This window comes from Geodermatophilus sabuli (genome assembly GCF_010686765.1).
GTDB lineage: Bacteria > Actinomycetota > Actinomycetes > Mycobacteriales > Geodermatophilaceae > Geodermatophilus > Geodermatophilus sabuli_A.
Genome location: NZ_JAAGWF010000022.1, coordinates 103,830 through 130,165 on the forward strand (window position 1 = coordinate 103,830; position 26,336 = coordinate 130,165).

The window sequence follows — 26,336 nt, forward strand, 5'->3', positions numbered from 1 at the left end:
GCGGCCGGCCACTCTGCAGGGAGCCCGCCCCGAGCCTGCGAGCGGTGGGGGGCAGCGGGGTCCTACACGTAGGCCCGGGCGCCCTTGCCCAGGACGGTGACCCCACCGGCGCTGACGTGGTAGCGATCGGCGTCGCCGATCACGTCGACACCGATCCGGGCCCACGGCGGGACGACGACGTTCTTGTCGAGGATGGCCTTGCGGACGTAGGCGCCCTCGCCGACGTAGACGCCGTCCATGAGCACGCTGTCCTCGACGCGAGCCCCCCGCTCGACGCGGACGCCCGGCGCGATCACGGAGTTGTGCACCGAGCCCCCGCCGATGATCGCGCCGGCGCTGACCATCGACTCCTCCGCCCGCCCGCCCAGCACGAACTTCGCGGGGGGCAGCTGCGGAGGGAAGGTCAGGATCGGCCAGCGGTCGTTGTAGAGGTTGAAGATGGGCGTGACCGAGACCAGGTCCATGTGCGCGTCGAAGTAGGAGTCGATCGTCCCGACGTCCCGCCAGTAGCCGTGGTCACGCTCGGTGGCGCCGGGGACGATGTTGGTCGAGAAGTCGTAGACCCACGCCTGCCCCGCGTCGGCGAGCATCGGCATGATCGAGCCGCCCATGTCGTGCACCGAGTTCTCGTCCTCCGCGTCGGCGCGCAGCGCCTCGAGCAGCGCGTCGGTGCTGAAGACGTAGTTGCCCATCGAGGCGAAGCTCTCCTCGGGCGAGTCCGGCAGCCCCGGGGGCTCGGCCGGCTTCTCCAGGAACCCGCGGACCCTGCCGTCGGCGTCGGCGTCGATGACGCCGAACTCGGTGGCCTCCGCCCGCGGGACCCGCAGGCCCGCGATGGTCACCCCCGCCCCGGTCTGCAGGTGCTGGTCGATCATCTGCGCCGGGTCCATCCGGTACACGTGGTCGGCACCGAAGACCATGACGATGTCGGGCCGGGCGTCGTAGATGAGGTTGAGGCTCTGGAAGATCGCGTCGGCGCTGCCGGTGTACCAGCGCGGCCCGAGCCGCTGCTGCGCCGGCACCGGGGTGATGAAGTTGCCCAGCATCTGCGACAGCCGCCAGGTCGTCGTGATGTGCCGGTCGAGGCTGTGGCTCTTGTACTGGGTGAGGACGGCGATCTGCCGGATCTCGGCGTTCACCAGGTTGGAGAGCACGAAGTCGATGAGCCGGTAGTTGCCTCCGAAGGGCACCGCCGGCTTTGCCCGGTCCTGGGTGAGGGGGGCCAGCCGCTTCCCCTCACCGCCCGCCAGGACGATGCCGAGTACCCGAGGACCGCCACGCATGTGACGCAACGTAGCCGCTGGTGGGAGCGGGCGCCGCATGCCGGTGCGCGCGGCTCCCTCCAGGGCACCGCCACGAGCCTGCGAGGGAGCGAGGACCTCCCTGCCCCCCACCGCTCGCACGCTCGCGGCGGGCCCCTGCAGGAAGGCCTTGGCGGAAGCACTCTCCTAGGGTGAGCCGCATGCGCATCGGCATGGTGACCCGGGAGTGGCCGCCGGACGTCTACGGCGGCGCCGGGGTGCACGTGGAGCACCTCGTCGCGGCGCTCCGGGCGCTGCCGGCCGGGCCGGAGATCGACGTCCACTGCTTCGGCGACCCGCGCTCCGACGCGACCGGGCACGCCGTCCCCGCCGGGCTCGCCGGCGCCAACGGCGCCCTGCAGGCCATGGGGGTCGACGTCGAGATCGCCGGTGCCCTCGGCGATGCCGACCTGGTGCACAGCCACACCTGGTACGCCAACGCCGCCGGTCTGCTCGCCTCCCTGGTGCACGGTGCGCCGCACGTGGTGACCGCCCACTCCCTCGAGCCGCGGCGCCCGTGGAAGGCCGACCAGCTGGGCGGCGGCTACCGGCTGTCGTCCTGGGTGGAACGGACGGCCTACCTCGCCGCCGACGCCGTGGTCGCCGTGAGCCGGGGGATGCGGGCCGACGTGCTGGACGCCTATCCCGACCTGGACCCCGCCCGGGTGCACGTCGTCGGCAACGGTGTCGACGCCGAGGCCTACCGCCCGGTGGACGCCCCGGACGTCGTCCGCAGCCTCGGCGTGGACCTCGACCGCCCGTACGCGCTGTTCGTCGGCCGGATCACCCGGCAGAAGGGTGTCGGGCACCTGCTGGCAGCGGCCGAGCAGCTGCCGCCCGAGGTCGGGCTGGTGCTCTGCGCCGGCGCGCCCGACACCCCGGCCGAGCGGCAGCAGGTCGCCGACGCGGTCGCGGCCCTGCAGGCACGGCGCGGCGGGGTGGTGTGGATCGAGGCCATGCTGCCCCGCGAGCAGCTCGTGCCGCTGATCACCGCGGCCACCGTGTTCGTGGTGCCGTCGGTCTACGAGCCGCTGGGCATCGTCAACCTGGAGGCCGCCGCCTGCGGCACCGCCGTCGTCGCCAGCGCCGTCGGAGGGATCCCGGAGGTGGTCGCCGACGGGCGGACCGGGCTGCTCGTCCCGTACGACCCCGCCGACCCGGCCGCCTTCGAGCGCGGCCTCGCGGAGCGGATCACCGAGCTGGCCCTGGACCCCGATCGCGCGGCGGTCATGGGCGCGGCCGGCCGCGAGCGGGTGCTGTCGGAGTTCGGCTGGCCGGCCATCGCCCAGCAGACCGTCGGCGTCTACTCCGCCGTCCTCGACGGCCGCGGCTGACCCCTCCGCCCCCTGGTACCGTCCGTCCGCCGGCCACGCGCCGGTGACGCACGCGCAGCGAAGTCCGGTGGAAACCCGGCGCTGTCCCGCAACTGTGAGGGTCCCCTGCGGACCTGAGCCAGATCGCCTGCCGTGCGTCATGTCACGACCCTCGCGGCAAGGGTCGCGCATCGGGCGTCGGGCGCCCCGTGGGCGGCGTGCGCCGCCTCTCCAGGAGGCCCCCGTTGCCCAGCCCCTCCCCCCGGACCGTGCGGCGTCGCTCGCTGCTCACCGCCCCGCTCGCCCTCGTCCTGGCGCTGTCGGCCTGTGGTGGGGACGGCGGGTCCACCGGGGACGGCGGCGGCAGCGCCGCCCCGGCCGCGGCGGACTTCCCGGTCACCGTCACCGGCGACGCCGGCGACGTGACGCTGGAGGCGCGGCCGGAGACCATCGTCTCCATGTCCGCGTCGGCGACCGAGATGCTCTTCGCGATGGGGGCCGGCGACCAGGTCGAGGCGGTCGACAGCACGTCGGACTTCCCTGCCGAGGCCCCGACGACCGACCTGTCGTCCTTCACCCCGAACGCCGAGGCGATCGCCGGCTACTCCCCCGACCTCGTCGTCCTCAGCGACGACCTCAACGGGATCGTGGACGCCCTCGACGCGCTCGCGGTGCCGACCCTGCTGCTGGGCGCGGCGGACACCCTCGAGGACAGCTACGCGCAGATGGAGACCCTCGGCGAGGCCACGGGGCACGCCGAGGAGGCGGCCGACGTGGTCGCCGAGGTCCAGGACCGGATCGACGCCGCCGTGGAGTCCGTGCCCGCCGAGGCCCGGGGGCTGCGGGTCTACCACGAGCTGGACCCGAGCTTCTACTCCGCGACCAGCGACACGTTCATCGGCGGCGTCTACACGCTGTTCGGGCTGGAGAACATCGCCGACGGGGCCGCCGACACCGCCGGGGGCTACCCGCAGCTCTCGGCCGAGTACGTCGTCGGGCAGGCGCCGGACCTGGTGGTCCTGGCCGACACCCTGTGCTGTGGTGAGAGCGCCGCGACGTTCGCCCAGCGGCCGGCGTTCGACACCGTGCCGGCGGTGCGCGAGGGCCGGGTGGTCGAGGCCGACGACTCCGTCGCCTCCCGGTGGGGCCCGCGGGTGGCCGACTTCGCCGAGTCGGTCGCCGCGACCCTGCGGGGCTGAGCAGGCGCACGGTGACGGCCACCACCGGCGGCACCCGGGCAGCGCCCCCGGCCGGGACCCGGCGGGTACGCCGCCGGACGACCCTCGTCCCGTGGGGCGCCGGCGCGGCGCTGGTGCTGGCGATGCTCGGCGGCATCTGGGTGGGCGCCCTCCCCCTGCCGCCGGGCGCCGTCGTGGCCACCCTGGCCGACCGCGCCCTGGGGCCGCTCGGGGTGGAGGTGCCGGGCGGGCTGGAGGGCACCGGCGCGGCAGTGCTGCTGCAGCTGCGGCTGCCGCGGGTGGTGCTGGCCGCCCTCGTCGGGGCGGGCCTGGCGATCGCGGGCGCGGCCTACCAGGGGGTCTTCCGCAACCCGCTGGCCGACCCCTACCTGCTGGGCGCCGCCGCCGGGGCCGGGCTGGGCGCCACCCTCGTCATCGCCTACGCGCCGGGGACGTCGCTGGGGCCGGTCGGCGTGGTCCCGCTCGCCGCGTTCGCCGGCGCGCTCGTCGGCGTCGGCTCGGCGCTGGCCCTCGGCACCGCGGCCGGCGGATCGCACAGCGCCACGCTGCTGCTCGCCGGTGTCGCGGTCGCCTCCTTCCTCGCCGCCGCGCAGACGCTGGTGCAGCAGCAGAACACCGACGACCTGCGCGAGGTGTACGGCTGGCTGCTCGGGCAGCTGGGCCGCGCGCAGTGGAGCGACGTGGTGCTGGTGCTGCCCTACCTCGGCACCGCCTGCGTCGTCCTCCTGCTCTGCGGACGTGCGCTGGACGTCCTGGCGGTCGGCGACGACGAGGCCCGGTCCCTGGGCGTCCACCCCGGCCGGCTGCGGCTGCTGGTCATCGTCGCCGCCTCGCTGGCCACGGCGTCGGCCGTGGCGGTCAGCGGGCTGATCGGCTTCGTCGGGCTGGTCGTGCCGCACATCGCCCGGCGGCTGGTCGGCGGCTCGCACGCCCGGGTGCTGCCGGTCGCCCTGCTCACCGGTGGCGCGTTCCTCGTGCTGGCCGACCTCGTCGCCCGGGTGGTGCTGGCCCCGGCCGAGCTGCCGATCGGCGTGGTGACCGCCTTCGTCGGCGCCCCGTTCTTCGCCGGGCTGCTGTGGACGGGGGCGCGGCGGCGGTGACCGGGCCGGGCGGTGCGCGGGTGGAGGTGGTCGGGCTGACCGCGGCGTACGGCCGCACCCGCGTCCTCGACAACGTCCGGCTGGACGTGGCCCCGGGCGGGTGGACGGCGGTCATCGGGCCGAACGGGTCGGGCAAGTCCACCCTGCTGCGCTCGGTGCTCGGCTTCCACCCGCACGCGGGGCAGGTCCGGGTCGACGGTGTCCCGACCACCGGGATGCCCCGCCGGGAGCGCGCCCGGACGCTCGCCTACGCCCCCCAGCGCCCGGTGGTGCCCGAGGGGGTCACCACCGGGGACTACGTGACCCTCGGCCGGACACCCCACCGGGCGCTGCTCGCCGCTCCCCGGACGGTGGACCGGCAGGTGGTGGCCGACGTCATGGCACGGCTCGAGCTCACCGAGCTGGCCGGGCGCTTCGTCGCCACCCTGTCCGGAGGTGAGCAGCAGCGCGCCGTCCTGGCCCGGGCGCTGGCCCAGCAGCCCCGGGTGCTGCTCCTCGACGAGCCCACCGCGGCCCTCGACCTCGGGCACGCCCAGCAGGTCCTCGACCTCGTCGACCGGCTGCGCCGGCAGGACGGGCTGACCGTGCTCAGCACGCTGCACGACCTGAGCCTGGCCGGGCAGTACGCCGACCGGCTGGCTCTCCTCTCGCAGGGCCAGGTGGTGGCCGAGGGCCGGCCGGCCGACGTCCTCACCGCCGAGGCGCTGCAGAGCCACTACGGCGCCCGCGCCGAGGTGGTCCCCGGGCCGCACGGCCCCGCCGTCCTGCCCCTCCGCGGCCCCGAACGCCACCGGGCCTGATCGACCGGGCCTCCCGGTCGGTGCGGCCGGCCGAGCACGGTCACCCGGTGCCCGCCCACGGAGTGGCGCATCATCGGCACGTGACCATCGCCGAGCGCTTCACCGCCGCGCTGGGCTACGACTCCGACCACGCCGCCGGGCCGGAACTCCTGCCGGTACGGCTCTCCCGGGCCTGCGCCCAGACCCTGCGCGTCGACGGCGCCGGCCTGAGCGTGCTGGACCGCACCGGCCGGCGCATCCCCCTGGGGGCGAGCTCGGCCGAGGCGTCCACCGCCGAACGCCTGCAGTTCACCGCCGGCAGCGGCCCCTGCGAGACGGCACAGGAGAAGCGGGAGCCGGTGTTCGCGGTGTTCGAGGACCTCGACCGCCGCTGGCCGACCTTCGCCGGGCTGCTGGCCGAGCAGACGCCCTACCGTGCGGTGGTCGCGCTGCCCCTGGGTGAGACCCTCGCCGGCCGGGGCGCGCTGGACCTGTTCTTCGTGGACGAGTCGACGGTGACCGACCTCGACGTCTTCGAGGCCGTCGCCGTCGGTGACCTGGTCACCTCCGCGCTGTCGGAGGCGGCCGTGTGGTCGCCGTGGTCGGAGCACGGCGGTCCGGCGTGGCTGCACGGGCCGGCGGCGCAGCGGCGTGCGGCGGTGTGGGAGGCGATCGGCCGGTTGACGATGGCGCTCGAGGACGACGCGCCCGCGGCTCTGGACCTGCTCCGGGCCGCGGCCTGGTCGGCCGACCGGTCGGTCGACGACCTGGCCGAGGACGTGGTGGCCGGCCGGCTGGACCCGGCCACGCTCCGCGCGGGACGTGACGACTCGTAGCGCTGTGACCCCCGCAGTCCTCACGCTGCGTCACCGGACGGTCGCGCACACCCCCGCGATTGGGGGTCGGCCACCCCCGCCGTTCGGCTGTGTCGCAGCCTGTCTGCGGGTGCCCCCGGTTGCGACACTGTGGGCCGCGGACCAGCCTCCCGGCGCATGATGCCCCAGCGCCGGTGGGTACGGTCTCCGCTCGGTTCCGTCCGACCGGGGTGACAGAGAAGGAGGTGACGCGTGATCAAGGTGCTGCTGGCCGACGACCATGCGTTCGTCCGGGACTCCCTGGTCGAGCTCTTCACCGCCAGCGGGGACGTCACCGTCGTCGCCCAGTGCGAGGACGGCGAGCAGGTGCTCGACGCCGCCCGCCGGACCCAGCCCGACGTCGTGCTCCTCGACCTGTCCATGCCGCGGGTGACCGGGCTGCAGGCCGCCCGGCAACTGCTCTCCGACGATCCGGACACCCGGATCGTCGTGCTGACCGGTTCCCTGACCCCTGCGCTGGTCAGGGAGGCCCAGGAGATCGGGGTCGTCGGATACCTGCTCAAGGGCGACGACCCGGGCGCGCTGCCCGACCACGTCCGCACGGTGGCCGCCGGGGGAACCGCCTGGAGCGACGCGGCCGCCACCGCCTCGGCGAGCGGGTGAGACACACTCCAGGGTGACGAGCGTGAACAGCGGAACTTCATCGTTCCGTACACGCAGAGTATCGACACACTCAGGGCCTCCCCGATCGTGGGGGGACCTTGGTCACGAAAAGTCACATGACCCCTGGTCAGAAGGCCCTCGCGTCAGGTCATATGGGTGCGCTCCAGTCGGGTGGCGTGGAGCATGGACACGACGGGGGCTCCCATGGCAATGGCGCAGCTGGATCCACAGGCCGACATCGACCATGCGCGCGTGCTCGTGGTCGACGACCACAAGACGTTCGCGGAACTGCTCTCCGGAGCGCTGGCGTCGGCCGGGATGCGAGCGGTGGGCGTGGCACACTCGGCCGCGCAGGCGGTCGCCATGGCACGGGACCTGCAGCCCGACATCGTCGTGATGGACATCGAGATGCCCCGCCAGGACGGCCTGGCCGCCACCCGCCGCGTCCGCGAGGTGGCTCCCCACGCCGTCGTGGCCGTGGTCACCGCCCACCGGGACCCCGACTGGGTCGTCCGGGCCGCCCAGGCCGGCGCCTCGGCGTTCATCCCCAAGGACGGCTCGCTCGCCGAGATGATCGACGTGCTGACCCGGGTGCAGCCGGGGCAGATGCTGGTGGCCCCCTCCACCTTCGCGGGCGGCCCGACCTGCGCCCCTGCCGCCTCACCCGGCCAGGGCGCGCCGCCGCAGCTGACCCGCCGCGAGCAGGAGGTCCTCGACTGCCTGGGCCGCGGCATGCAGGTCAAGGCCATCGCCCGGGTCCTGGGGATCACGCTGGAGACCTGTCGCGGCTACGTGAAGTCCCTGCACGCCAAGCTCGGGGTCCGCTCCCAGCTCGAGGCCGTCGTCAAGGCGCAGCAGCTGGGGCTCCTCGGCTCCGTGAATGAGGACTGAGCCGCCCAGCTCCGACCCGCCCGGCACGACCGGCTTCCTGACGCAGGGTCGCAGAGGCGCCTCCCGGCCTGCCCGGCCCCGCCGGGAGTTGCTGGCCTTCTGCGCCACGGCCCTGCTCGTGCTGCTGGTGGTGTCGGCGGGGACCATCTGGCTCAGCGAGCGGATCGCCCGCGCCAACGCCCTCGCGGAGGCGGAGCGGGCGGCCGAGCGACTGGCGACCCTGCTGGTCGCTCCCCTCCTCCCGGGCGCCCTGGCCGGCGTGCCGGGGCAGGCGGAGGAGCTCGACCGCGACGTCCAGAACCGGATGAGCGACGGTTCGGTCACCAAGATGGTCGTGTGGCGGGAGACCGGCGAGATCGTCTACTCCAGCGACCCCGAGCTGATCGGCCGGGACGACATCGCGCCGTCGGCGGAGATGCTCGCCGCCATCAGCGGCGACACCGTCTCCAACGTCGACGAGGCGCCGGAGACGAGCGGGACCGCCAGCGGTCCCCAACTCGAGGTCTACGCCCCGCTGGACGTCGCCGGTGAGCGGTTCGCCTTCGAGGCCTACTTCGCCTACGAGGGCATCGACCGGCAGGCGGCCCTGCTGCGGGGGGAGATCATCCCCATGGCCATCGGGGCGCTGGTCCTCCTCCAGGTGGTGCAGATCCCCATCGCCACGTCACTGGCCCGACGCGTCAGCCGGCAGGAGGCCGAACGCACGGCGCTCATGCAGCGGACGATGGAGGCCTCCGACCGCGAGCGGCGCACCATCGCCGCCGACGTCCACGACGGCCCGGTCCAGGACCTGGCGGGCGTGAGCTACGCGCTGTCCGCGCTGCGCAGCAGCCTGCCGCCGGAACGGCACGCCACCGTCGACCGACTCGTCGGGGCGGTCCGGCACGCCGTCCAGTCGCTGCGCCGGCTCATGGTCGACATCTACCCGCCCGACCTCAGCGGTCCGGGCCTGGGCGCGGCGATCGGCGACATGGCCGAGCCCCTCCGTGCCGAGGGCGTCGAACTGATCATGGACGCCGGTCCGCTGCCGGAGATGACGCCGGACGCCGCCGCGGTCCTGTACCGCACCGCCAAGGAGGCCCTGGCCAACGTCGCCAAGCACGCCCAGGCCAAGCACGTCTGGCTCACCCTCGAGGAGACGACAGCCGCGGGGATGCCGGCCGTGCGGCTCGAGGTCGCGGACGACGGGGTGGGTTTCCCCGCGACCGGCACCGACCGCCGGAGCGAGGGACACCTGGGCATGTCGCTGCTGCGCGACCGCGTGGTGGACATGGGGGGCACGCTCAGGTTGAGCACGCGCGAGGGCGGTGGCGCCGTCCTCACCGCGGTGGTGCCTCTGAGTCACGACCAGTGACGTAAACGAGTCGCTGACCTGCACGGACCCCCCATTTGCGGGAGGGGGTGATCCCCCTGTGACGGCTGTGGCCGAGGGGGTCGAGAACGGGAGAGTTCCACTACCGCGAGCCGGCGGCAGATGAAGGAGCTTCCCGATGGACACGCCCAGCTTGAACCGACGTGACGCCCTCAAGGTGGGCCTGGCAGGCACCGCCGCGATGGCGCTGCCCCTCCAGGCTGTGCTGAAGGCGAAGGCGGCGTCGGAACTCCCCGACAGCAAGATGCCCAAGCCGTTCACCCAGGCCTTCAAGGCGCCGCCGGTGCTCCAGCCCGTGGCCCGGGACGACATCGCCGACGACGTCTTCGGCTACGTGCCGGACGACTACGTCCCCACCGCCGAGAACAGCCACTTCCCCGGCCAGCCGATCCGGGGCAGCCAGTACGTGGGCACGGACTACTACCACCTCACCGAGACCAACGTGCAGGTCCAGATCGTCCCGGGCGTGTGGACGAAGATGTGGTGCTACGCCGGCGGCAAGGGCGACAGCCTGGCCCGCTCGATCCCGGGGCCGACCATCCGGTCCTACCTGCAGAAGGACCCCGCGACGGGCAAGAAGATGCCCCGCCGCACGGTGATGCAGGTGGTCAACGGCCTGCCGAAGAAGCACCCGACCATGGACTACGTGCCGTGGACCTCGCTGCACCTGCACGGGTCCCCGTCCAAGCCGCAGTTCGACGGCTACGCCGGCGACCTGACCAACCCGGGTGAGTGGAAGAACTACGAGTACCCGAACAGCTGCACGCCGCGGACGCTCTGGTACCACGACCACGGCGTGCACCACACCGCCCAGAACGTCTACATGGGTCTGGCCGCCCAGTACCACGTCGTGGACCGGGAGCTCGAGCAGGCGCTGGAGATCCCGCAGTACGACCCGTCCCTGCCCTCCTACGCGCCCGGACAGTACGAGGTGCCGCTGATCCTCGGGGACGTCATCCTCACCGCCGACGGTCAGCTGCTGTTCGACGACTCAGGCGAGGACGGTCTGTACGGCGACATCATCCTGGTGAACGGCGTGCCGTGGCCGAACATGAAGGTCGAGCCCCGCAAGTACCGGTTCCGCATGCTGAACGGCTGCCTCGCCCGCGGGTTCCAGCTCCGGCTGAGCAACGGCGCGCCGTTCAAGGTGATCGCGACCGACGGCGGTTTCATGCAGTTCGCCCAGGAGGTCACCACCTTCCGGATCGGCATGGCCGAGCGCTACGAGTTCATCATCGACTTCGCCGCCTTCAAGGGGCAGAAGGTCCAGCTGCTCAACGACGGCGTGGCCAACGCGGTCGACTACGACCACACCGGCAAGGTCATGCAGTTCGAGGTCGGCACCAAGGTGACCAGCACCAAGAACAACAAGGCCCCCACGGTCCTGGGCGCTCCGCACCCGGTGATGACCCTCAAGGCGGCCGAGCGCTCCGCGGTGCGCAAGATGAAGCTGCACCGCAGCAACGGCATGTGGAAGATCGACGACCAGACGTGGGACGACGTGGTGCGGTCGGGTTACACCCGGCTGTTCGCCAACCCGGCGCGGGACGCCGTCGAGATCTGGGAGGTCGAGAACAACGGCGGCGGATGGTTCCACCCGCTGCACATCCACCTCATCGACTTCAAGGTGCTCGGTCGGGGCGAGGCGGGGCAGACGCCACCGCTGCCCGAGGAGAAGGGCCCGAAGGACGTCGTCTACATCGCCGAGGGCGAGACCGTGCGGCTGCTCATGAAGTTCGAGCACGAGGACGGGCGGTACATGATCCACTGCCACAACCTGTCACACGAGGACCACGACATGATGCTCCAGTACCAGGTGGGGCACCACGACATCGACTGCGACGCGATCAACTCGTGCCCGCCGAAGGCGCTCCCGGCCCCCGACCTGGTGGCGAAGACCGCGGCCGTGGCAGAGCCCGCCCCGCCGGCGACCGCTCCGGAGGCTGACTCCACCGGCGGCAGCACGACGACCGGGTCCACCCCGACGACGCCCGACAGCACCACCACCGACAGCACCACCACCGGCAGCACGACGACCGGGTCCACCCCGACGACGCCCGACAGCGCCACCACCGGCAGCACGACCACCGGGACCACGGCGACCGAGCCGGCTCCGACGGGCAGCGGGCAGTGAGCGCCGCCCTGGCGGCGCGGGAGGCGCCCGTCGTGACCGGGCAGGCCCCCGGCCGTCAGTTGACCTGGTGGCTCCGGATCACCGCCCTGGGGGCGGGCGCGGCGGGAGCCCTGCACGTGGCTGCCGCGGTCGACCACCTCGGCGGGGGTGAGCTCGCCGTCGGGTTCTTCCTGCTCACCGCGCTCGCCCAGGTCGGCTTCGCCGGCTGGCTGCTGGTGACGAGCTTCACCGCGGCCGCACCGGACCGCCGCCTGGTGGCCCTGGCCCTGCTCGGCACGGTCGGCCTGCTCGGGCTCTACGTGGTGGCGCACGCGACGTCCCTGCTCGACGCCTTCTCGGTCGCCGACCACGCCGCCACCGGCCACGCGCACGAGAACACCGAGCGCATGCTCCAGTTCGACCCGGTCACCGGGGTGGACTTCTTCGAGGGCATGCCGACCGCGACGGACGGCCCGGTCGCCATGGCCGGCGACCCGGTCGCGGCCCGGCCGCACGGCCCGCAGGCGCTGGGCACCGTGACGGTCGCCGTCGAGCTGCTCACCGTGCTCGGACTGGCTGCGCTGCTCCCGGCGTCCTGGCGCCGGGTCGCGGTCAACGCACTGTTCGGCCTCGGAGCCCTGGCCTGGGGCCTCTGGTTCACCGGCGTCCTCGGGTGACCAGCACCCCCCGATCCGCCGCCGCGGTCACTGGTGACCCCCGCACCAGTGACCGCGGCGGTATCCCGGGTGAGCAGCGTTCCTCCTCGGAGGACGCCCCCCGGACGGCCGCCGCGGCCGCTGGTGACCCCCGCACCAGCGGCCGCGGCGGCACACTCTGGCGCCGGCTGGTCGACCTCGGCCCGTGGCTGGCCGTCGGACTGGTGCTGCTGTTCATCGCGTCCATGTCCGGCCTGCTCCCGTGGCAGGTCATGCGAGTGGACGCCAACAGCATGACCCCGACCGTCGAGGCGGGGGACCTCCTCGTCCTGGAGCGCGGGTCCGGACCGGTGGAGCGCGGCGACGTCGTCGCCGTCGTGGACCCCCGCGACCCCGAGGGGATGCTCGTCAAGCGGGCCGTCGCCGTCGGTGGGGACGAGGTGGCCATCGAGGACGGCGTCCTGCTGGTCAACGGCGCCGAGGTCTGCGAGCCGGCCATCGACAGGTCGCGCCTCGACGGGGTGTTCCACGGCCCGGTGAGCGTGCCCGAGGGCTCGCTGTTCCTGCTCAGCGACAACCGGGACCGCTCGATCGACTCCCGCGCCTTCGGCCCGGTGCCCACCAGCTCGATGGTGGGCACGGTGATGGTGCGGTTGTGGCCCGCCCCGGGGGGCCTGCCCGACCCGTCCGAGGGCTGCTGACCCGCGCCCGCGCACCGCACCCCCTCGACACCGCGATCCGGTGGCCGTCAGCACAGGACGGCCACCGGATCGTCTGCGTGGCGGTGACCGCACACCCCCGGTGTGGTGACCACGAGCGTCGTCGACGGCGCGGCGGGCTGATCCCGGGCGAGGAGGCTCCGGGACGGTGAGGGTGAGGGCGACGACGGTGACAGGCGACGACCCTGATGCCCTGATGCCCTGATGCGCTGATGCCCTGATGACCTGGTGCCCGCAGGTCCGGTGCCTCACCTGGAGGCCGTCTGACCGTCCACGGCCGCGCCGGGTCCGTGAGCCGGGTCGTCGACCTCGGCCGGCCCGTCGCCGACGTCGTGATCGAGCGGGACGTCTCCCGAGCCACCGGCAGCGAGGAGGCTCGCTCGCCACGGCGTCGGGCCGGGAGGCACTGGGGGAGGTGCCGGCCGGGCGGGTCAGCCGCGGACCGGACCCTCGGCGTCAGCCGCGGACCGGGCCGTCCGCGGTCGAGCCGGTCGACGGGAACGCCGGGTCGTCGGCGGAGCGGGACAGCTCGTGCCACAGCTTGTTGGTGTCGTTGAGCTGCCGCTCCACACCGGTGAGGGCCACGTGCACGGGGATGCCGGGCCGGCCACCGACCTTGACGAGGAAGCGGCCGCGGCCGGGCGGCTCGGCCTCGGTGCCGGTGCCCGGGTTCCAGGCCGGTGGGTCCTGCCAGCCGACGAGGAGGTCCTGCTCGGCGCGGGTCATCGGCACGGCGGAGGTCAGCATCGGCATCTCGGCCGCAGGCAGCCCACCGCAGATGACCATCCCGGAGCGCTCCACGAAGCCGCGGGCCTTCATCCGGTCCTCCTCGGTGGGCAGCGCCAAGAGGTCGCTCATCGTGTGGCTGACCATCGCCATGCCCACGCCACGCTGCCGGTTGAGCCGGGTGAGCGCGTCGACCCGGTCGACCATGCCCCGGCCGGCCCGCAGTGCCCGCCACAGCTCGTCGAGCACGACGAAGTGGTGCCGGCGGGGCTCGAGGCCCGCATCGGCCAGGGCGTGCGCCACGCTGATGGCACCGAAGCCGGCCGACCAGCACGCCAGGAGCACGGCGGCCTGCAGGTCGGACTGGGCGTCGTCGATGCTCGACACGTCGAACACCACCGGGCGGTCGCGCAGCATGGGGGTCGTGGTCGGTTCGGCGAAGATGCGGCCGAGGCGGCCGCCGCCGGTCAGCCCGATGAGGGTCGCCTCGAGGTCCTCGGTGACCTCGTCGTAGCGGCTCCGATCACCGCGGTCGAGGGCCGCGGCGCGGACGTCCTCGGGGGCGGCCCGGAGCACCTCGAGCAGGTGGTGCAGGGTCGGCGCGCCCCGTCGCGCGGCGTCGTGCGTGTCGTCGAGGACCTTCAGCGCCCGGTCGAGGACGGTCTCCTCGCGGTCGGTGGGCGGGGCGCCGCGCATCACGGTCACCAGCGCCGAGACGATGGCGTGCCGGCGTCCGTGCGCGTCGGCCAGCACCTGGGCCCGCGCGTCGCCGGTCAGCCGGGCGGCGGCCGCCGTGGCCTCGCCGGGGTCGAGCACGTTGAGGTGTCCGCGACCGCGGCCCAGCCGGATCACCTGGCCGCCGATGGACTCCACCAGGTCGACGTAGTCTGGCTTCAGGTCGCCGAGCACCATCGGCAGGACGCCGTAGCCGGCCAGGCCCAGGGCCATCCGGCGGACCACGGTGGACTTGCCCAGACCGGGCTTGCCGAGCACGAACGCCGACGGGTTGCTGATCAGGTTGGCCCGCTGGAACCAGCTGATCGGGTCGCAGCACAGGGTGGCGCCCGACAGCAGGTTGCGGCCGAGCGGGACGCCGGTCATCGGCGTCCCCGCCCCGGCGGCGAAGGGCCACAGGCCGCACGCCTGCACGGTGGTGGCCCGCCACTCGTCGGGGGCCTGCACGTAGGTCGAGGCGCCCCGGCCCCACCCGGACCAGCCCCGCGGCCCGGGACCGGGGGCCGGCTGACCTGGCCGTTGCCGCTTCACAGCGCCTCCCGGAACTCGCCGGGCACGCTCAGGTGGGCGGAGGGGACGATCCCCAGCGGGAGGGCGGCGGCGAACGCGGAGTCCTGGGAGCCGTAGACCGGGCGCAGCTGGGTGCGGGCGGTCGCGGCCAGGTTGTCCACGGCGGCGCGGGCGACCTCGAGTGCGGCGCGCGGGTCGTCGAGCAGGTCGGCGTCGGCGACGGTCGCCGTCACGAGCATCCCGAAGTCGACCAGGCCGGCGCCGCGGGCCTCCTCCTCGGCGGTCAGCGCGGCGGCCCGCTGCTCGAGCAGCACCCGCGCCGTCGGCCGGGACGAGGAGGACGCGCGGAAGTCGGCGGTGCGCCGGTCCTGCTCGACGACGCGGGCGGCCCGACCGGCGTCCAGCGGCCGGTAGAGCAGGGTGACCCGCTTGCGGTCGATGTCCGGGTGCGGCGCGACGAGGTCGGCGAGCACCGAGGAGAACACCTCGCCGCGGGGAGCCGCCGTCATCGACCAGGTGACCGACAGCGCCCCGTCGTGGCGGTACCAGCCCCAGCCCGCCTCCGCGGCGGTCGGGCCGACGTCGGACCAGCGCAGCTCGGGGCTCACGCCCGCAGCGTGCACCTCGTCGACGACCCGCGCCGCCGACGGGTCGTAGGCCACGCGGATGACCTCGCACAGCTCCTGGGCCGTCGCTGGCCGGACGACGCCGGCGCCGGTGGCACTGAGGCCCGCGGTCAGACCCGGCAGCCGGGTGGCGACGTCGCGGGCGACGTCCTCGGTCTCCTTCTTCCGGCCACCGGCGCGGCCGGCGGTGGTGAAGGTGAGCGAGACGAAGGCGGTGACGGTGGCCGAACCGGCCGGGTAGGTGTCGACCACCTCGCGCAGCATCGCCAGCGCCACCGAGGGGGCCCGCGGGTCGAGGTGGGTGTCGACCTCGCGGCGCAGCCGCGTGCCGGAGTCCGGCGCGGTCTCGATCGTGACCGAGGCGGCGACCAGGCCGGGCTCGTTGCCCAGGGCGCCCAGCCAGGCTCCCCAGTGCGCGACCCAGGTGTCCACCTGCTCCTCGTCGACGAGGGAGGCCCCGTCGGGCTCGGTCACCAGGACGACGGTGGCGTGCCGGGTGGCCGGCACGGTGACCATCGCGAAGGGCCGGCCGTGCGAGTCCTCCCACTCCGAGAGCTGGGACGCCGCGGCGAGCCCCGGGAGCTGGAAGGTGCCCTCCGGCGTCCGGCCCAGCGGGCCCGAGCGGTAGAGGTGGGTGCCGCTGCGCCGGGCCCGGGCCCATCCCACGCGGCTGGACAGCCGCTGCACGCCCGACCGGTGGTGGCGGTCGCGCACGACCAGCAGCGCCAGCAGCAGGCTCAGGACGACGGCCGTGACCAGCCCCCAGAGCAGCCCGGCGAGGGTCAGGGTGGCGATCACCCCGATCAACCCGAGCAGCAGCAGACCGGTGCCGAGCGTGCCGAGGCTGCCCAGGCCGGCGCTGGCCGGACGCCGCCAGTTGCCGTAGGTGCGGGGGGTGGGCGCGGAGGTCACGGGACGAGGTCCTCTCCGTCGGGACGCGAGGCGGGCAGCGCGGGGGTCTCGGTCGCCTGGCGGCCGGCCCGCCGGCTGTGCCGCCCGTGGGCGGGGACCGGCACCCGGTCGGCGCCCGGGAGCCCGTCCAGGGCCGGGACGCCGGTGGTCAGGCGGGTGGCTCCGACGCGGGCGCCGTCCCAGGTGAGCGCGGCGGGCGTCGGGCGGGGAGCGGCGCCACGGGCCGAGGGCACCCGCATGCTCGAGGAGCTCCCGGCGCTGCCGGCCGCGAGGGTCACCGGGGCGACCGCCCGGGCGCCGCTCGGCAGGCCGCTGACGGCCGCCCGGACCCGGCTGGTGGAGCTGACCGTGCGCACCATCGGCTGCAGCACCTTCAGCAGCACCGGCAGCGCCGCGATGGCCAGCACGAGGAAGGTGGTGCCGGTGAGCGCGGCGACCAGCGGGGAGTCCTCGGGCAGCGGGGTGAGGAAGGCGGCGGCGTAGACCAGGGCCGCGGCCGGCTGGTACAGCGCGAACGCCGCCGTCCAGGTGAGGGTGCGGACGAAGACCGCCCGACCGGTGTCGGTGTTGGTCGCCGAGGCGGTCAGCGGGAGCACGCCGGCCAGGACGACCAGGACCACGCCGCGCGCCACGAGGAGCACCACCTGGACGACGGCGGCCAGCAGGGTGGCGGTACCGAGGAGCACGGTGAGCACCACCGACATGTCGTCGCTCTGCTGCACGGCGAGGAGGTCGGTCAGCCCGGTCTCGACGTCGCCGGTGGCCTGTTCCAGGATCCACACGGAGAAGGCGTCCGACGCGCTCACCAGCAGGATGACCCCGGTCAGCCCCGCGCCCGAGACCAGCACCAGGGTGCCCAGTCCGCGCATCAGGTCGGCCAGCGGCTGGGTCCGGCGCTGCCAGACCATGCGCCCGCCCGCGATCAGGACGGCGAGCACGGCGACCACTCCGCTGTACCAGGCGAGCGAGCCGGTAAGCAGCCCGACCGCCGCGGACGGGTCGGCGACGCCATCGGCGCCGACGGTCCCCAGCCCGGGGGACGGCGGGTCCGCCCACAGTCGTGCCACCGCGGCCAGCGCGTCGCCGGCCGCCTCGACGATCTCGCGCGCCAAGTCGCCCAAGGGGTCGCCTCCTCCACTCTCGTCCAGCACGCCCACGCCCGCGGCCGGGATGGCCGGGTCGAGGAACGCCTCACCGAGGTCGGCGGCGCTGGGGTCGGAACTGCTGATGTCTGCGCTGCTCGAGAAGGAGCCGCGGGTGATGAGTTCGGTGAGACCGGCGGAGCTGTCCGGGACGATCCGGCCGGTGTCCGGCGTGAGGACGTCGAGCAGGCCGGCGGCGGTGTCGCCCGCGTCGGCGCCGGCCCCCGGGGGCTCCGGCGGGAGGGCGTCGAGCGGGATCCGGTCGACCTCGACCGCCGTCTGCTCCGGCGTCGGAGGGCCCTCGGGGACCGGCGGCGGCGCCACGTCGGAGGTGGGCGCCGGCACCGGCTCGTCGACGGGCGGCGGCGCCGCCTCGGACGTGGGCGGGGGCACCGGCTCCTGGGTGGGCCCGGGCGTCGGCTCCGGCGTCGGGTCCGGGGTCGGCGTCGGCGTCGGGTCCGGGGTCGGCGTCGGCGTCGGGTCCGGGGTGGGCGTCGGGTCCGGGGTCGGCGTCGGGTCTGGGGTCGGCGTCGGCTCCGGCGTCGGGTCCGGGGTCGGCGTCGGCGTCGGGTCCGGGGTAGGCGTCGGGTCCGGGGTAGGCGTCGGGTCCGGGGTCGGCGTCGGCGTCGGGTCCGGGGTGGGCGTCGGGTCCGGGGTGGGCGTCGGGTCCGGCGTCGGCGTCGGGTCCGGGGTCGGCGTCGGCGTCGGGTCCGGCGCGGTCGTCGCCTGCGGCGCGATCGTCACCTCCGGCGCAGCAGTCGTGACCGGTGCCTCGAGGGGAGCGGCCGTGTCCGTGCCCACGGGCGGGATCGGGGAGCTCATCTCGACCCCCTCGCGTCCGCGACGTCCATGACCGCTCCTCGACCTTCCTCGGTCAGACCAGCGCCGCGATCAGGCCGGAGGCCGATCCGACGAGGACGGCGCCGCCCAGGACGTAGGCCAGGCTCACCGCGTGCTCGGCGCCCTCGCCGCGGCGGTGCGCGAGGGCCATGCGGGCGCCGACCAGCAGCACACCGACGACGCAGATCGCCAGGACCGTCCAGGCCACCCACGAGACCATCGTGACGATGCCCTCGGACCCGGGCGGGGCGATGCCCTGGCCGGGGTCCACCACGGCCAGGGCGGGTGAGGCGAGCACGCTCATCGGTTTCCGTCCTCGGGGATGTGGCCCGGCATGGGCCTCTCGATTCCGCGGCGGGGCACCGGCGCCCCCGCCGTCCTTGTCCCATCAAAGGTGCGGCCAGGCCGGTACCAGCGGCAATGCCCGACATTGGGGGTCCCCTCCGGGTCACCCGACCGGCTGTACTCCTTGCAGCACCGGTGTGGCGGGGGTCCCGCCGGGCTCGACAGGAGGCCACGGGCATGACCAGCTCGCGACCACGCCTCGCCGCAGCCGCCGTCCTGGCCGCCGGCCTGCTCCTCGGGGGCTGCGGCGGCGCTCCCGAGCGGCCCGCGCCGCGGCCCGAACCGACCGCCGCCGCGTCCACCGCGCCGGGCGACGACCACGCCGAACTGCCGGCCGCACCGCCCTCCCCCGTCGACGACGCGAACTCCCAGCAGGCCGCCCTCGACGCCGCCACCGCCGCGGTGACCGCCTTCGCGCGTCCCGGCCTGGACCCCGCGCAGTGGTGGTCGGAGTTCGCGCCACTGCTCAGCTCCGCCGCCGTGGTCGCCTACGAGGGCACCGACCCGGAGCAGGTCCCCGCCTCGGCGGTCACCGGTCGGCCCCGGCCGACACCGGGCGTCAGCGCCTTCCTGGCGACGGTGCTGGTGCCGACCGACGCCGGGGAGTACGCCGTCCTGCTGGCCCGGGAGGGCGCTGGCGCACCGTGGCTGGTGGAGCGGATCACGCCGGTCGAGCAGGCCGGCGCACCGGAGTCCGGGGCCCTGACCCCGCCCACGGACGCCGGTGTGCCCGTCGCGGGGAGCGAGCCGTGAGGAAGTCCGCGGTGGCCGCCGCGATCGCGCCGGTCCTCATCGCCGGTGGCCTCGTCACCGCCGCGCTGGTGACCCACGAGGACCCGCAGGCCGGAGCCTGCGAGCCGACGGGGGCGGCGGTGAGCGTCAGCGGCGTGCCCGCCGGGCCCGTCGCCGGCTGGTCCGGAGAGCAACTGGTCAACGCCGCGCTGATCATGGAGGCGGGCGAGGCGCTCGGCATCGACGCCCGCGGGCAGGTCATCGGGGTCATGACGGCCATGGGCGAGTCCTCCCTGACCGTCGTCGACCACGGTGACGCCGTGGGCCCGGACAGCCGCGGACTGTTCCAGCAGCGGGCCAACGGCGCGTGGGGCAGCTACGAGGACCGGATGGACCCGACCATCTCCGCGACCAACTTCTACGAGGCCCTGCTCGAGGTCGACGGCTGGGAGACCCTCCCACCGACGATCGCCGCGCACCGCACCCAGCGCAACGCCGACCCGTACCACTACGTCCGCTGGTGGGACGACGCCGTGGAGGTCGCCGCCGCGCTGACCGGCGCCCAGGTCACCGGCGTCGCCGCGGGCACCGGCCACCTGCCCTGCACCGGCGCGGCTCCGGTCCTGCGCGCCGTCACCGGGGACTGGACGACGCCCACCGAGGGCCCGCTCACCAGTGGCTTCGGCAACCGCAACAGCCCGACGGGCGGGGGCGTCCGCCTGCACGCCGGGCTGGACCTGGCGCCGGGCTGCGACGCGCCGATCGTCGCAGCGTCGGCCGGGGTGGTCGTCCGTGCCGGGGCGTCCTCGGGGTACGGCAACCTGGTCGTCGTCGACCACGGTGGCGGGGTGCTCACCCGGTACGCGCACATGGAGGACGAGGACCTGCTCGCGGTGGTCGGTCAGCAGGTCGTCGCCGGCCAGCAGATCGCCCGTGTGGGCACCAAGGGCGACTCGACCGGCTGCCACCTGCACTTCGAGGTGTACCTCGACGGCGCCCCGACCGACCCCCTGACCTTCCTCGCCGAACACGGCACCGACCTGCGCTGACTGTGCTCCGGAGCGCACCGGGCCACGGAACAGCGGTCCTCCGTGCAGCGCTGCACAGGGTGTGGGAGCCGCTGCCTCGCCGTCACCCGTCCACACCGACCTGTCCCGCCTGCTCCAGGTCCGGGAGATCTACGCCGAGCCCGCCGCCCTCGAGTCGGCCCGCGGCCGCGACGTCCTCGCCCGCTTCCCCACCGCGCAGGTGGTCGAGGTGCCCTCGCACTGGAAGATCCCCGAGCTGCACGGCAACGAGGGGAACGTCGAACGCTGGGTGCGCGTGAAGACCGAGACCCTCGTGCTCGGCGTCAAGAAGTCGCTGACCGCCCGGGAGAACAGCCGCTCGTCGAACTGGATCGCGCCGTCGACGGCCAACGGCTGCGCGATGGCCTGCGCCTACTGCTACGTGCCCCGGCGCAAGGGCTACGCCAACCCGATCACCGTGTTCACCAACATCGAGCAGATCACCGGCTACCTGCGCCGCCACGTGGCCCGGCAGGGCGTCAAGGCAGAACCCGACCAGTGCGACCCGGTCAGCTGGGTCTACGACATCGGCGAGAACAGCGACTGCTCGGTCGACGCCCTGGTGAGCGACAACGTCGCCGACCTGGTGGCGACGTTCCGCGAGCTGCCGACGGCCAAGGCGTCCTTCGCCACGAAGTACGTCAACCGCCAGCTGCTCGACCTCGATCCGCAGGGCCGCACCCGCGTCCGGTTCTCGCTCATGCCGGACGCCGACGCCCGCGTGGTCGACGTCCGCACCAGCCGCGTCCCGGATCGGATCGCGGCCGTGGACGACTTCGTCGAGGCCGGCTACGAGGTGCACCTCAACTTCTCGCCGGTCATCCTCCGCGAGGGCTGGGAGGCCGACTGGGCCGCGCTGCTGCGGCAGCTGGACGACGAGCTGTCCCCCGCCGCCAAGGCGCAGGCCGCCGCCGAGGTGATCATGCTGACGCACAACCGCGACCTGCACGAGGTCAACCTCGGCTGGCACCCGAAGGCCGAGGAGCTGCTCTGGCGGCCGGACCTGCAGCAGCCCAAGCGCAGCCAGAACGGGCAGTGGAACGTGCGCTATCGCAACGACGTCAAGCGGGCCGGCGTCACGCGGCTGCAGGAGCTCATCGCGGCGCACGCGCCCTGGCTGCGCGTCCGGTACGCCTTCTGAGTCGCACCGCCACGTGTGGGCTCCTCGACGACGCGTGCTCATGGCCGGCGTGGTGTGCGATCCTGCACTGCGGCGACGTCGATCAGCGGGGGGAGCGACACCGCATGCTGAACCCCGCGCTGCCCGCTCGCGCCCTGCTCGAGGCCCTGCCCGACACGGTCGTCGTGGCCGACGCCGAAGGGCGGATCGCCTACATCAACCCGGCGGTCCACGGGCTCCTGGGCCACGCCCCCGCCGATCTGCTGGGCCAGTCGCTGACCGTGCTCATGCCCGAGCGCTTCCGCGGTGCCCACGGGGACGGCTTCGCCCGGTTCCGGATCACCGGACGGGGGGAGCTGGTGGGGTCCACGACCCAGGTCCCCGCCCTGCACCGGAGCGGCCGCGAGATCACGATCGACCTCACCCTCGCCCGTCTCGACCCTGCCCCGGGCGGGGACGATGACGCAGCCGTGGTGGTGGCCGTGCTCCGCGACGCGGCCACCACCGTCCTGCTCGAGCGGCAGCTGCTGGTCGGCCGGTACCTCGCCGCGACGCTGCGGGTGACGGCGGCGCTGACGGAGGCCGCCGACGCCGACGTCGCCTTCCGCGACCTGCTCCCGACGCTGTGCACCGAGCTGGACTGGGACACCGCCACCCTGTGGGAGCCCGACGGCGCGAGTCGCCGGCTGCACCACGTCGGCACCTGGAACACCCCCGGCTCGGAGGCACCGGCCCTCCACGAGGCCTCGCACGCGCACCGGATCGGTCGCGGCGAGCCGTTGCCGGGGCTGGCCTGGTCACGCCGGGCACCCGTCGTCATCGAGGACCTGTGGGCCGAACCCCGCCTGGCCCGCCTCTCGGCGGCCCGCGCCGACGGGCTGCGGACCGGCGTCGCCTTCCCGGTCCTCCGTGGCGGCGAGCTGCTGGCCGTGTGCGAGCTGTTCTCCCGGGAGCAGCGACCCGTCCCGCCCGAGTTGCTGGACGTGCTGGCGCACGCCGGCCGCCAGATCGGGCAGTTCCTCGGCCGGCTGCGCGCCGAGTCGGAGGTCCGCAAGCTCGCCGAGACGCTGCAGCGCAGCCTGCTGCCCTCCCACCTGCCGGTGATCCCGGGTGTGCAGCTCGCCGCGCGCTACCGCCCCGGAGGGGGCAACGCGCTCGTCGGCGGTGACACCTACGACGTCATGCCCCTGCCCGACGGCCGCTGGATGGTGTTGATCGCCGACGTCTGCGGGACCGGTGCCGAGGCGGCCGCGGTGACGGCGCTGACCCGGCACACCGCCCGCGCGGCGGCCAGTTCCACCGCCGGCGGGACGTGCGACCCCGCCGAGGTCCTCCGCGCGGTCAACGCCGCGCTGCTGCACGAGCAGGGCGACGGGCCGCTGCGTTTCGTCACCGCCTGCTGCCTCGTGCTCTCCCCGGGCCCGGACGGCATCCGGGCGGCCGTGGCGGTGGCCGGCCACCCGCTGCCCCTGCGGCGGACGGCGGGCGGCGTGGTCGAGACCGGGCTGGTCGGGCGCCCGCTCGGCGTCACCGCCGACCTCGACCTCCACGTGGAGGAGGTGGCGCTCCCGGCCGGTTCGACGCTGGTGCTCTACACCGACGGCGTGACCGAGGCGAGGGACGACGCCGGCGACCAGTTCGGCGAGGAGGGGCTGGCCGAGGTGCTCGCCGCCGCGCCCTGCGGAGCGGAGGCCACCGTCGCCGCGGTGACCTCCGCCGTCGAGGAGCAGCTGCGCGGCTCGCGGCACGAGGCCGACGACCTCGCCGTCCTCGCTCTCAGCGTGCCCTGACCGGCGGTCAGCCGGTCTGGCCGGTGTCGGCGTGCGCGGCGCCCACCGGCTTGGACTCCGGTGACCCGCGCTGGCGCAGGTAGACGGCGAAGATGGCCATCGAGCCGACCGCGAGCATCTCCGACTGCCAGTTCTGGAAGGAACGGTTCCAGAAGTCGGCCTCGCCGAGGTACCCGATCCAGCTGACCGGGTCCTGCCGGGACGCGAGCTGCTCGGAGTTGTACGCCGCCCACCCGGCGATGGACGACGCGGCCCACGTGAGCAGGAAGAGCGCGCCCATGAGCAGGCCCAGCGACCGGGAGAAGACCGCCGTCCGCCAGCCCCCGGGCCGCGCCCAGGCCGGGGAGTCCGCGCCGGCGTACCGGCCGACCTGCTGCTCGCGGTCGGACTCGGTGCCCTCCTGCCCCGGCTCCTTGGACTCCGACGAGCCCCGCTGGACGAACCAGACCGTGGCGAAGACGTAGAGGAAGAACTGCAGGTACTCGGACTGCCAGTTCTCCATGACGTCGACCCCGAACGACGACGAGGTGACGTAGTCCAGGAACGACACCGTCGGCAGGCCGTCCGACACCCGCCCGGCGTTGACGTCCGCGGTGCCGGAGACGGCCTGGCCGAGCAGGGTGGCCAGGAACAGTCCGCCGAACGCCAGGCTCAGCGCGTTGGCGCGGACGAAGCCGTACCGCTCGGGCGCGCTCATCGGCCCATCAGTGCCAGCGCCGTCACGTAGGCGATGCCGACCACCAGGACGACCAGGTAGGCGACGAAGATCCCGCGCACACCCCTCATGACCCCTCCACCTGGCAGTCGTACGGACCCTCGGGCCTCGGCCGGCACCCCGCGGCGACCACGCGCCAGCCGGCGTCGGTCCCGGTCAAGAAGAGGGTGTCGCCGGTGAGGCGGACCTGCGCGTCGCCGCCCCAGACCTGCACCGCCGCCACCCGGCCACCGGACAGCGGGAGCTCGCCGATGACGTCCGCGCACGGCGCCAACTCCTCGGACTCCAGCGTCTCCAGGGTGGCGGGCGCCAGCAGGGCGCACCGCTCGCTCGGCTCGCCGGAGGTGTCCTCGAAAGCCAGGGCCACCGCACCGGCGTCGTCTGCCTCCAGGCTCGAGCAGCCGGTCAGCAGCGCGGCCGCCGCCAGGCCCACCGTGGCCAGGCACCTGCTGGCCCTCCAGGTCGCCACAGTGCTCTCCCGTCCGGGTCCCCCGGGTGTGTCCGGTCCGCGTGGGCCGGCGACCGGCGGCCTACCCGGTCCGCCGCGCGAGGCAAACGAGTGGTCACCCGCGGGGGTGACAGCGGGCTCCGTCGCCCGGCCTGCTCCGTCGGCGGGCGGGGCTACCGTGGGCGGCGTGGCGCGGGTGGCGGTGGTCGGCGCCGGCCTCGGCGGTCTGGCCGCGGCGGCCCGGCTGGCCGCCCTGGGTCACCAGGTGACCGTGCTCGAGCAGGCGCGGCAGACCGGCGGCAAGCTGGGCTGGTACGCGCGCGACGGGCACGGCTTCGACACCGGTCCGAGCCTGGTGACCCTCCCCCAGGTGTACGCGGACCTGTTCGCCGCCACCGGCGGCCCGCTGGAGGACGCCGTCGACCTGGTGCGGCTGGACCCCGCGGTGGACTACCGGTTCCCCGACGGCTCCCGGCTGCTCCTGCCCGGGACCCGCGCCGCCATCGCCCCCGCCGTCGATGCGGCGCTCGGCCACGGGACCGGCGCGCAGTGGACCGCGCTGATGCAGCGGGCGGCGGCGATGTGGCGGGTCACCGAGCAGCCCTTCCTCCGCTCACCGCTGGCCGGCGCGGCGACGTTGGCGCGGCTGGCCCGGCGCCCGTCGGACGTCGCCACCGTGGCGCCGTGGAAGACGTTGCGCGGGCTCGGCGAGGAACACCTCGCCCATCCGGCCCTGCGCATGCTGCTCGACCGGTACGCCACCTACTCCGGGTCCGACCCGCGGCGGGCACCGGCGGTGCTGGCCACGGTCCCACACGTGGAGCAGGAGTACGGCTCCTGGTACGTGCGCGGCGGGCTGCGCCGTCTGGCGGACGCGGTGGCGGAGCGGGCGGTCGAGCGCGGTGCGCGGGTCCGGACCGGGTGCACCGTCGAACGGGTGCTCGTCGAGGGCGGCCGCACCTCCGGCGTCCGGCTGGCCGGCGGTGAGGTGGTGCGGGCCGACGTCGTGGTGTCCGCCGGGGACGCCGCCGCCCTGTACGCCGACCTGCTGCCGCCCTCCGGCGCCACCCGCGGGGTCCGCCGGGACCTCGCCCGCAGCACGCCGTCGCTGTCGGGGTTCGTGCTGCTGCTGGCCCTGCGCGGGCGGACGCCGGGCCTGGCCCACCACACCGTGCTCTTCCCGGTGGACTACGACGCCGAGTTCGACGCGGTGTTCGGCACCGGCCGGCACCGGGGCGCGCCGCGGCCGGTGGCCGACCCGACCGTCTACGTGAGTGCACCGGACGATCCCGCGACCCGGCCGGACGACGACTCCGAGTCGTGGTTCGTGCTCGTCAACGCTCCGCGGCACGACCCGGCCGGTGGGGTCGACTGGGACTCCCCCGGCCTCGCCGACCGCTACGCGAGGCAGGTCCTGGACGTGCTGGCCGGCCGGGGGCTCGACGTCCGGGACCGTGTCCGCTGGTGCACCGTCCGGACCCCGGCCGACCTCGAGCGGGACACCCGCAGCGCCGGCGGGTCGATCTACGGGACGTCGAGCAACGGCACCCGGGCGGCGTTCCTGCGCCCGGGCAACGCCGCGCCGGTGCCCGGGCTCTTCCTGGTCGGCGGCTCGTCGCACCCCGGCGGCGGGCTGCCCCTCGTCGCGCTGTCCGCGGAGATCGTCGCCGGGCTCGTCGGCCCCGCCTGATGGCCGCCGCCCGGTGC

The 26,336-nt window shown here is 74.7% G+C and carries 23 protein-coding genes and 1 riboswitch; of the genes, 16 read left to right on the forward strand and 7 right to left on the reverse strand.

Annotation, left to right across the window (positions count from 1 at the left end):
* Positions 1–62: 62 nt before the first annotated feature.
* Positions 63–1,283, reverse strand: coding sequence for a glucose-1-phosphate adenylyltransferase (glgC, locus tag GCU56_RS19040; RefSeq protein WP_163483321.1), 1,221 nt, complete (start codon positions 1,281–1,283; stop codon positions 63–65).
* 179 nt (positions 1,284–1,462) lie between these two features.
* Here glgC and glgA point away from each other — a divergent pair, with 179 nt between their 5' ends.
* The 11 genes from glgA (at position 1,463) to lepB (ending at position 12,903) form a co-directional block, all read left to right on the forward strand.
* Positions 1,463–2,635, forward strand: a complete 1,173-nt coding sequence (gene glgA, locus GCU56_RS19045; protein ID WP_163483322.1) for a glycogen synthase — start codon at positions 1,463–1,465, stop codon at positions 2,633–2,635.
* 35 nt (positions 2,636–2,670) lie between these two features.
* A riboswitch (adenosylcobalamin (AdoCbl) riboswitch) is annotated at positions 2,671–2,806 on the forward strand.
* 53 nt (positions 2,807–2,859) lie between these two features.
* Positions 2,860–3,813, forward strand: a complete 954-nt coding sequence (locus tag GCU56_RS19050; RefSeq protein WP_204332417.1) for an ABC transporter substrate-binding protein — start codon at positions 2,860–2,862, stop codon at positions 3,811–3,813.
* An 11-nt stretch (positions 3,814–3,824) separates the two neighbouring features.
* On the forward strand, positions 3,825–4,913 hold the full coding sequence (locus tag GCU56_RS19055) for a FecCD family ABC transporter permease (RefSeq protein ID WP_345771943.1): 1,089 nt from the start codon (positions 3,825–3,827) through the stop codon (positions 4,911–4,913).
* Entirely contained in the window at positions 4,910–5,713 is an 804-nt protein-coding gene (locus GCU56_RS19060) for an ABC transporter ATP-binding protein (protein WP_345771944.1), read from the forward strand. The genes GCU56_RS19055 and GCU56_RS19060 overlap by 4 nt, the downstream gene beginning before the upstream one ends.
* An 80-nt stretch (positions 5,714–5,793) precedes the next feature.
* The gene (locus GCU56_RS19065) at positions 5,794–6,528 is read left to right on the forward strand and encodes a GAF domain-containing protein (RefSeq protein WP_163483324.1); all 735 of its coding nucleotides are present in this window, start codon (positions 5,794–5,796) and stop codon (positions 6,526–6,528) included.
* A 231-nt stretch (positions 6,529–6,759) separates the two neighbouring features.
* Positions 6,760–7,170, forward strand: coding sequence for a response regulator (locus GCU56_RS19070; protein WP_163483325.1), 411 nt, complete (start codon positions 6,760–6,762; stop codon positions 7,168–7,170).
* Positions 7,171–7,422: 252 nt separating this feature from the next.
* On the forward strand, positions 7,423–8,061 hold the full coding sequence (locus GCU56_RS19075) for a response regulator (protein WP_163483326.1): 639 nt from the start codon (positions 7,423–7,425) through the stop codon (positions 8,059–8,061).
* A complete protein-coding gene (locus GCU56_RS24810; protein ID WP_163483327.1) occupies positions 8,051–9,415 on the forward strand; it encodes a sensor histidine kinase in 1,365 nt (454 codons plus the stop codon). The genes GCU56_RS19075 and GCU56_RS24810 overlap by 11 nt, the downstream gene beginning before the upstream one ends.
* 136 nt (positions 9,416–9,551) lie before the next feature.
* On the forward strand, positions 9,552–11,567 hold the full coding sequence (locus GCU56_RS19085) for a multicopper oxidase family protein (RefSeq protein WP_163483328.1): 2,016 nt from the start codon (positions 9,552–9,554) through the stop codon (positions 11,565–11,567).
* Entirely contained in the window at positions 11,564–12,223 is a 660-nt protein-coding gene (locus tag GCU56_RS19090; RefSeq protein WP_163483329.1) for a hypothetical protein, read from the forward strand. Before GCU56_RS19085 ends, GCU56_RS19090 begins: the two co-directional genes overlap by 4 nt.
* Entirely contained in the window at positions 12,220–12,903 is a 684-nt protein-coding gene (gene lepB / locus GCU56_RS19095; protein WP_163483330.1) for a signal peptidase I, read from the forward strand. The genes GCU56_RS19090 and lepB overlap by 4 nt, the downstream gene beginning before the upstream one ends.
* Before the next feature lie 474 nt (positions 12,904–13,377).
* Here the strand turns inward: lepB and GCU56_RS19100 are convergent, their stop codons facing one another.
* From GCU56_RS19100 to GCU56_RS19115, 4 genes are all read right to left on the reverse strand, one after another.
* Positions 13,378–14,829: a hypothetical protein gene (locus tag GCU56_RS19100; protein WP_204332418.1), complete on the reverse strand. Its 1,452-nt coding sequence runs from the start codon at positions 14,827–14,829 to the stop codon at positions 13,378–13,380.
* Positions 14,830–14,909: 80 nt separating this feature from the next.
* Entirely contained in the window at positions 14,910–16,430 is a 1,521-nt protein-coding gene (locus tag GCU56_RS19105) for an SCO6880 family protein (protein ID WP_163483332.1), read from the reverse strand.
* Entirely contained in the window at positions 16,427–17,965 is a 1,539-nt protein-coding gene (locus tag GCU56_RS23545) for a hypothetical protein (RefSeq protein WP_204332419.1), read from the reverse strand. Before GCU56_RS23545 ends, GCU56_RS19105 begins: the two co-directional genes overlap by 4 nt.
* 481 nt (positions 17,966–18,446) lie before the next feature.
* A complete protein-coding gene (locus tag GCU56_RS19115; protein WP_163483333.1) occupies positions 18,447–18,716 on the reverse strand; it encodes a hypothetical protein in 270 nt (89 codons plus the stop codon).
* Positions 18,717–18,934: 218 nt separating this feature from the next.
* Here GCU56_RS19115 and GCU56_RS19120 point away from each other — a divergent pair, with 218 nt between their 5' ends.
* From GCU56_RS19120 to GCU56_RS19135, 4 genes are all read left to right on the forward strand, one after another.
* On the forward strand, positions 18,935–19,510 hold the full coding sequence (locus tag GCU56_RS19120; RefSeq protein ID WP_163483334.1) for a hypothetical protein: 576 nt from the start codon (positions 18,935–18,937) through the stop codon (positions 19,508–19,510).
* The gene (locus tag GCU56_RS25340) at positions 19,507–20,538 is read left to right on the forward strand and encodes a peptidoglycan DD-metalloendopeptidase family protein (RefSeq protein WP_163483335.1); all 1,032 of its coding nucleotides are present in this window, start codon (positions 19,507–19,509) and stop codon (positions 20,536–20,538) included. The genes GCU56_RS19120 and GCU56_RS25340 overlap by 4 nt, the downstream gene beginning before the upstream one ends.
* 61 nt (positions 20,539–20,599) lie before the next feature.
* Positions 20,600–21,697 (forward strand): spore photoproduct lyase family protein, encoded by a 1,098-nt coding sequence (locus tag GCU56_RS19130; protein ID WP_163483336.1) that lies wholly within the window; start codon positions 20,600–20,602, stop codon positions 21,695–21,697.
* A gap of 104 nt (positions 21,698–21,801) precedes the next feature.
* Positions 21,802–23,466, forward strand: coding sequence for a SpoIIE family protein phosphatase (locus GCU56_RS19135; protein ID WP_163483337.1), 1,665 nt, complete (start codon positions 21,802–21,804; stop codon positions 23,464–23,466).
* Positions 23,467–23,473: 7 nt separating this feature from the next.
* On the opposite strand, the gene GCU56_RS19140 is transcribed toward GCU56_RS19135, so the two are convergent.
* Both GCU56_RS19140 and GCU56_RS25345 read right to left on the reverse strand, forming a co-directional pair.
* Entirely contained in the window at positions 23,474–24,163 is a 690-nt protein-coding gene (locus GCU56_RS19140; protein ID WP_163483338.1) for a DUF6766 family protein, read from the reverse strand.
* An 85-nt stretch (positions 24,164–24,248) separates the two neighbouring features.
* Positions 24,249–24,650: a hypothetical protein gene (locus tag GCU56_RS25345; protein ID WP_204332464.1), complete on the reverse strand. Its 402-nt coding sequence runs from the start codon at positions 24,648–24,650 to the stop codon at positions 24,249–24,251.
* 166 nt (positions 24,651–24,816) lie between these two features.
* On the opposite strand from GCU56_RS25345, the gene GCU56_RS19150 reads away from it, so the two are divergent.
* On the forward strand, positions 24,817–26,319 hold the full coding sequence (locus GCU56_RS19150; protein WP_163483339.1) for a phytoene desaturase family protein: 1,503 nt from the start codon (positions 24,817–24,819) through the stop codon (positions 26,317–26,319).
* Positions 26,320–26,336: the final 17 nt, after the last annotated feature.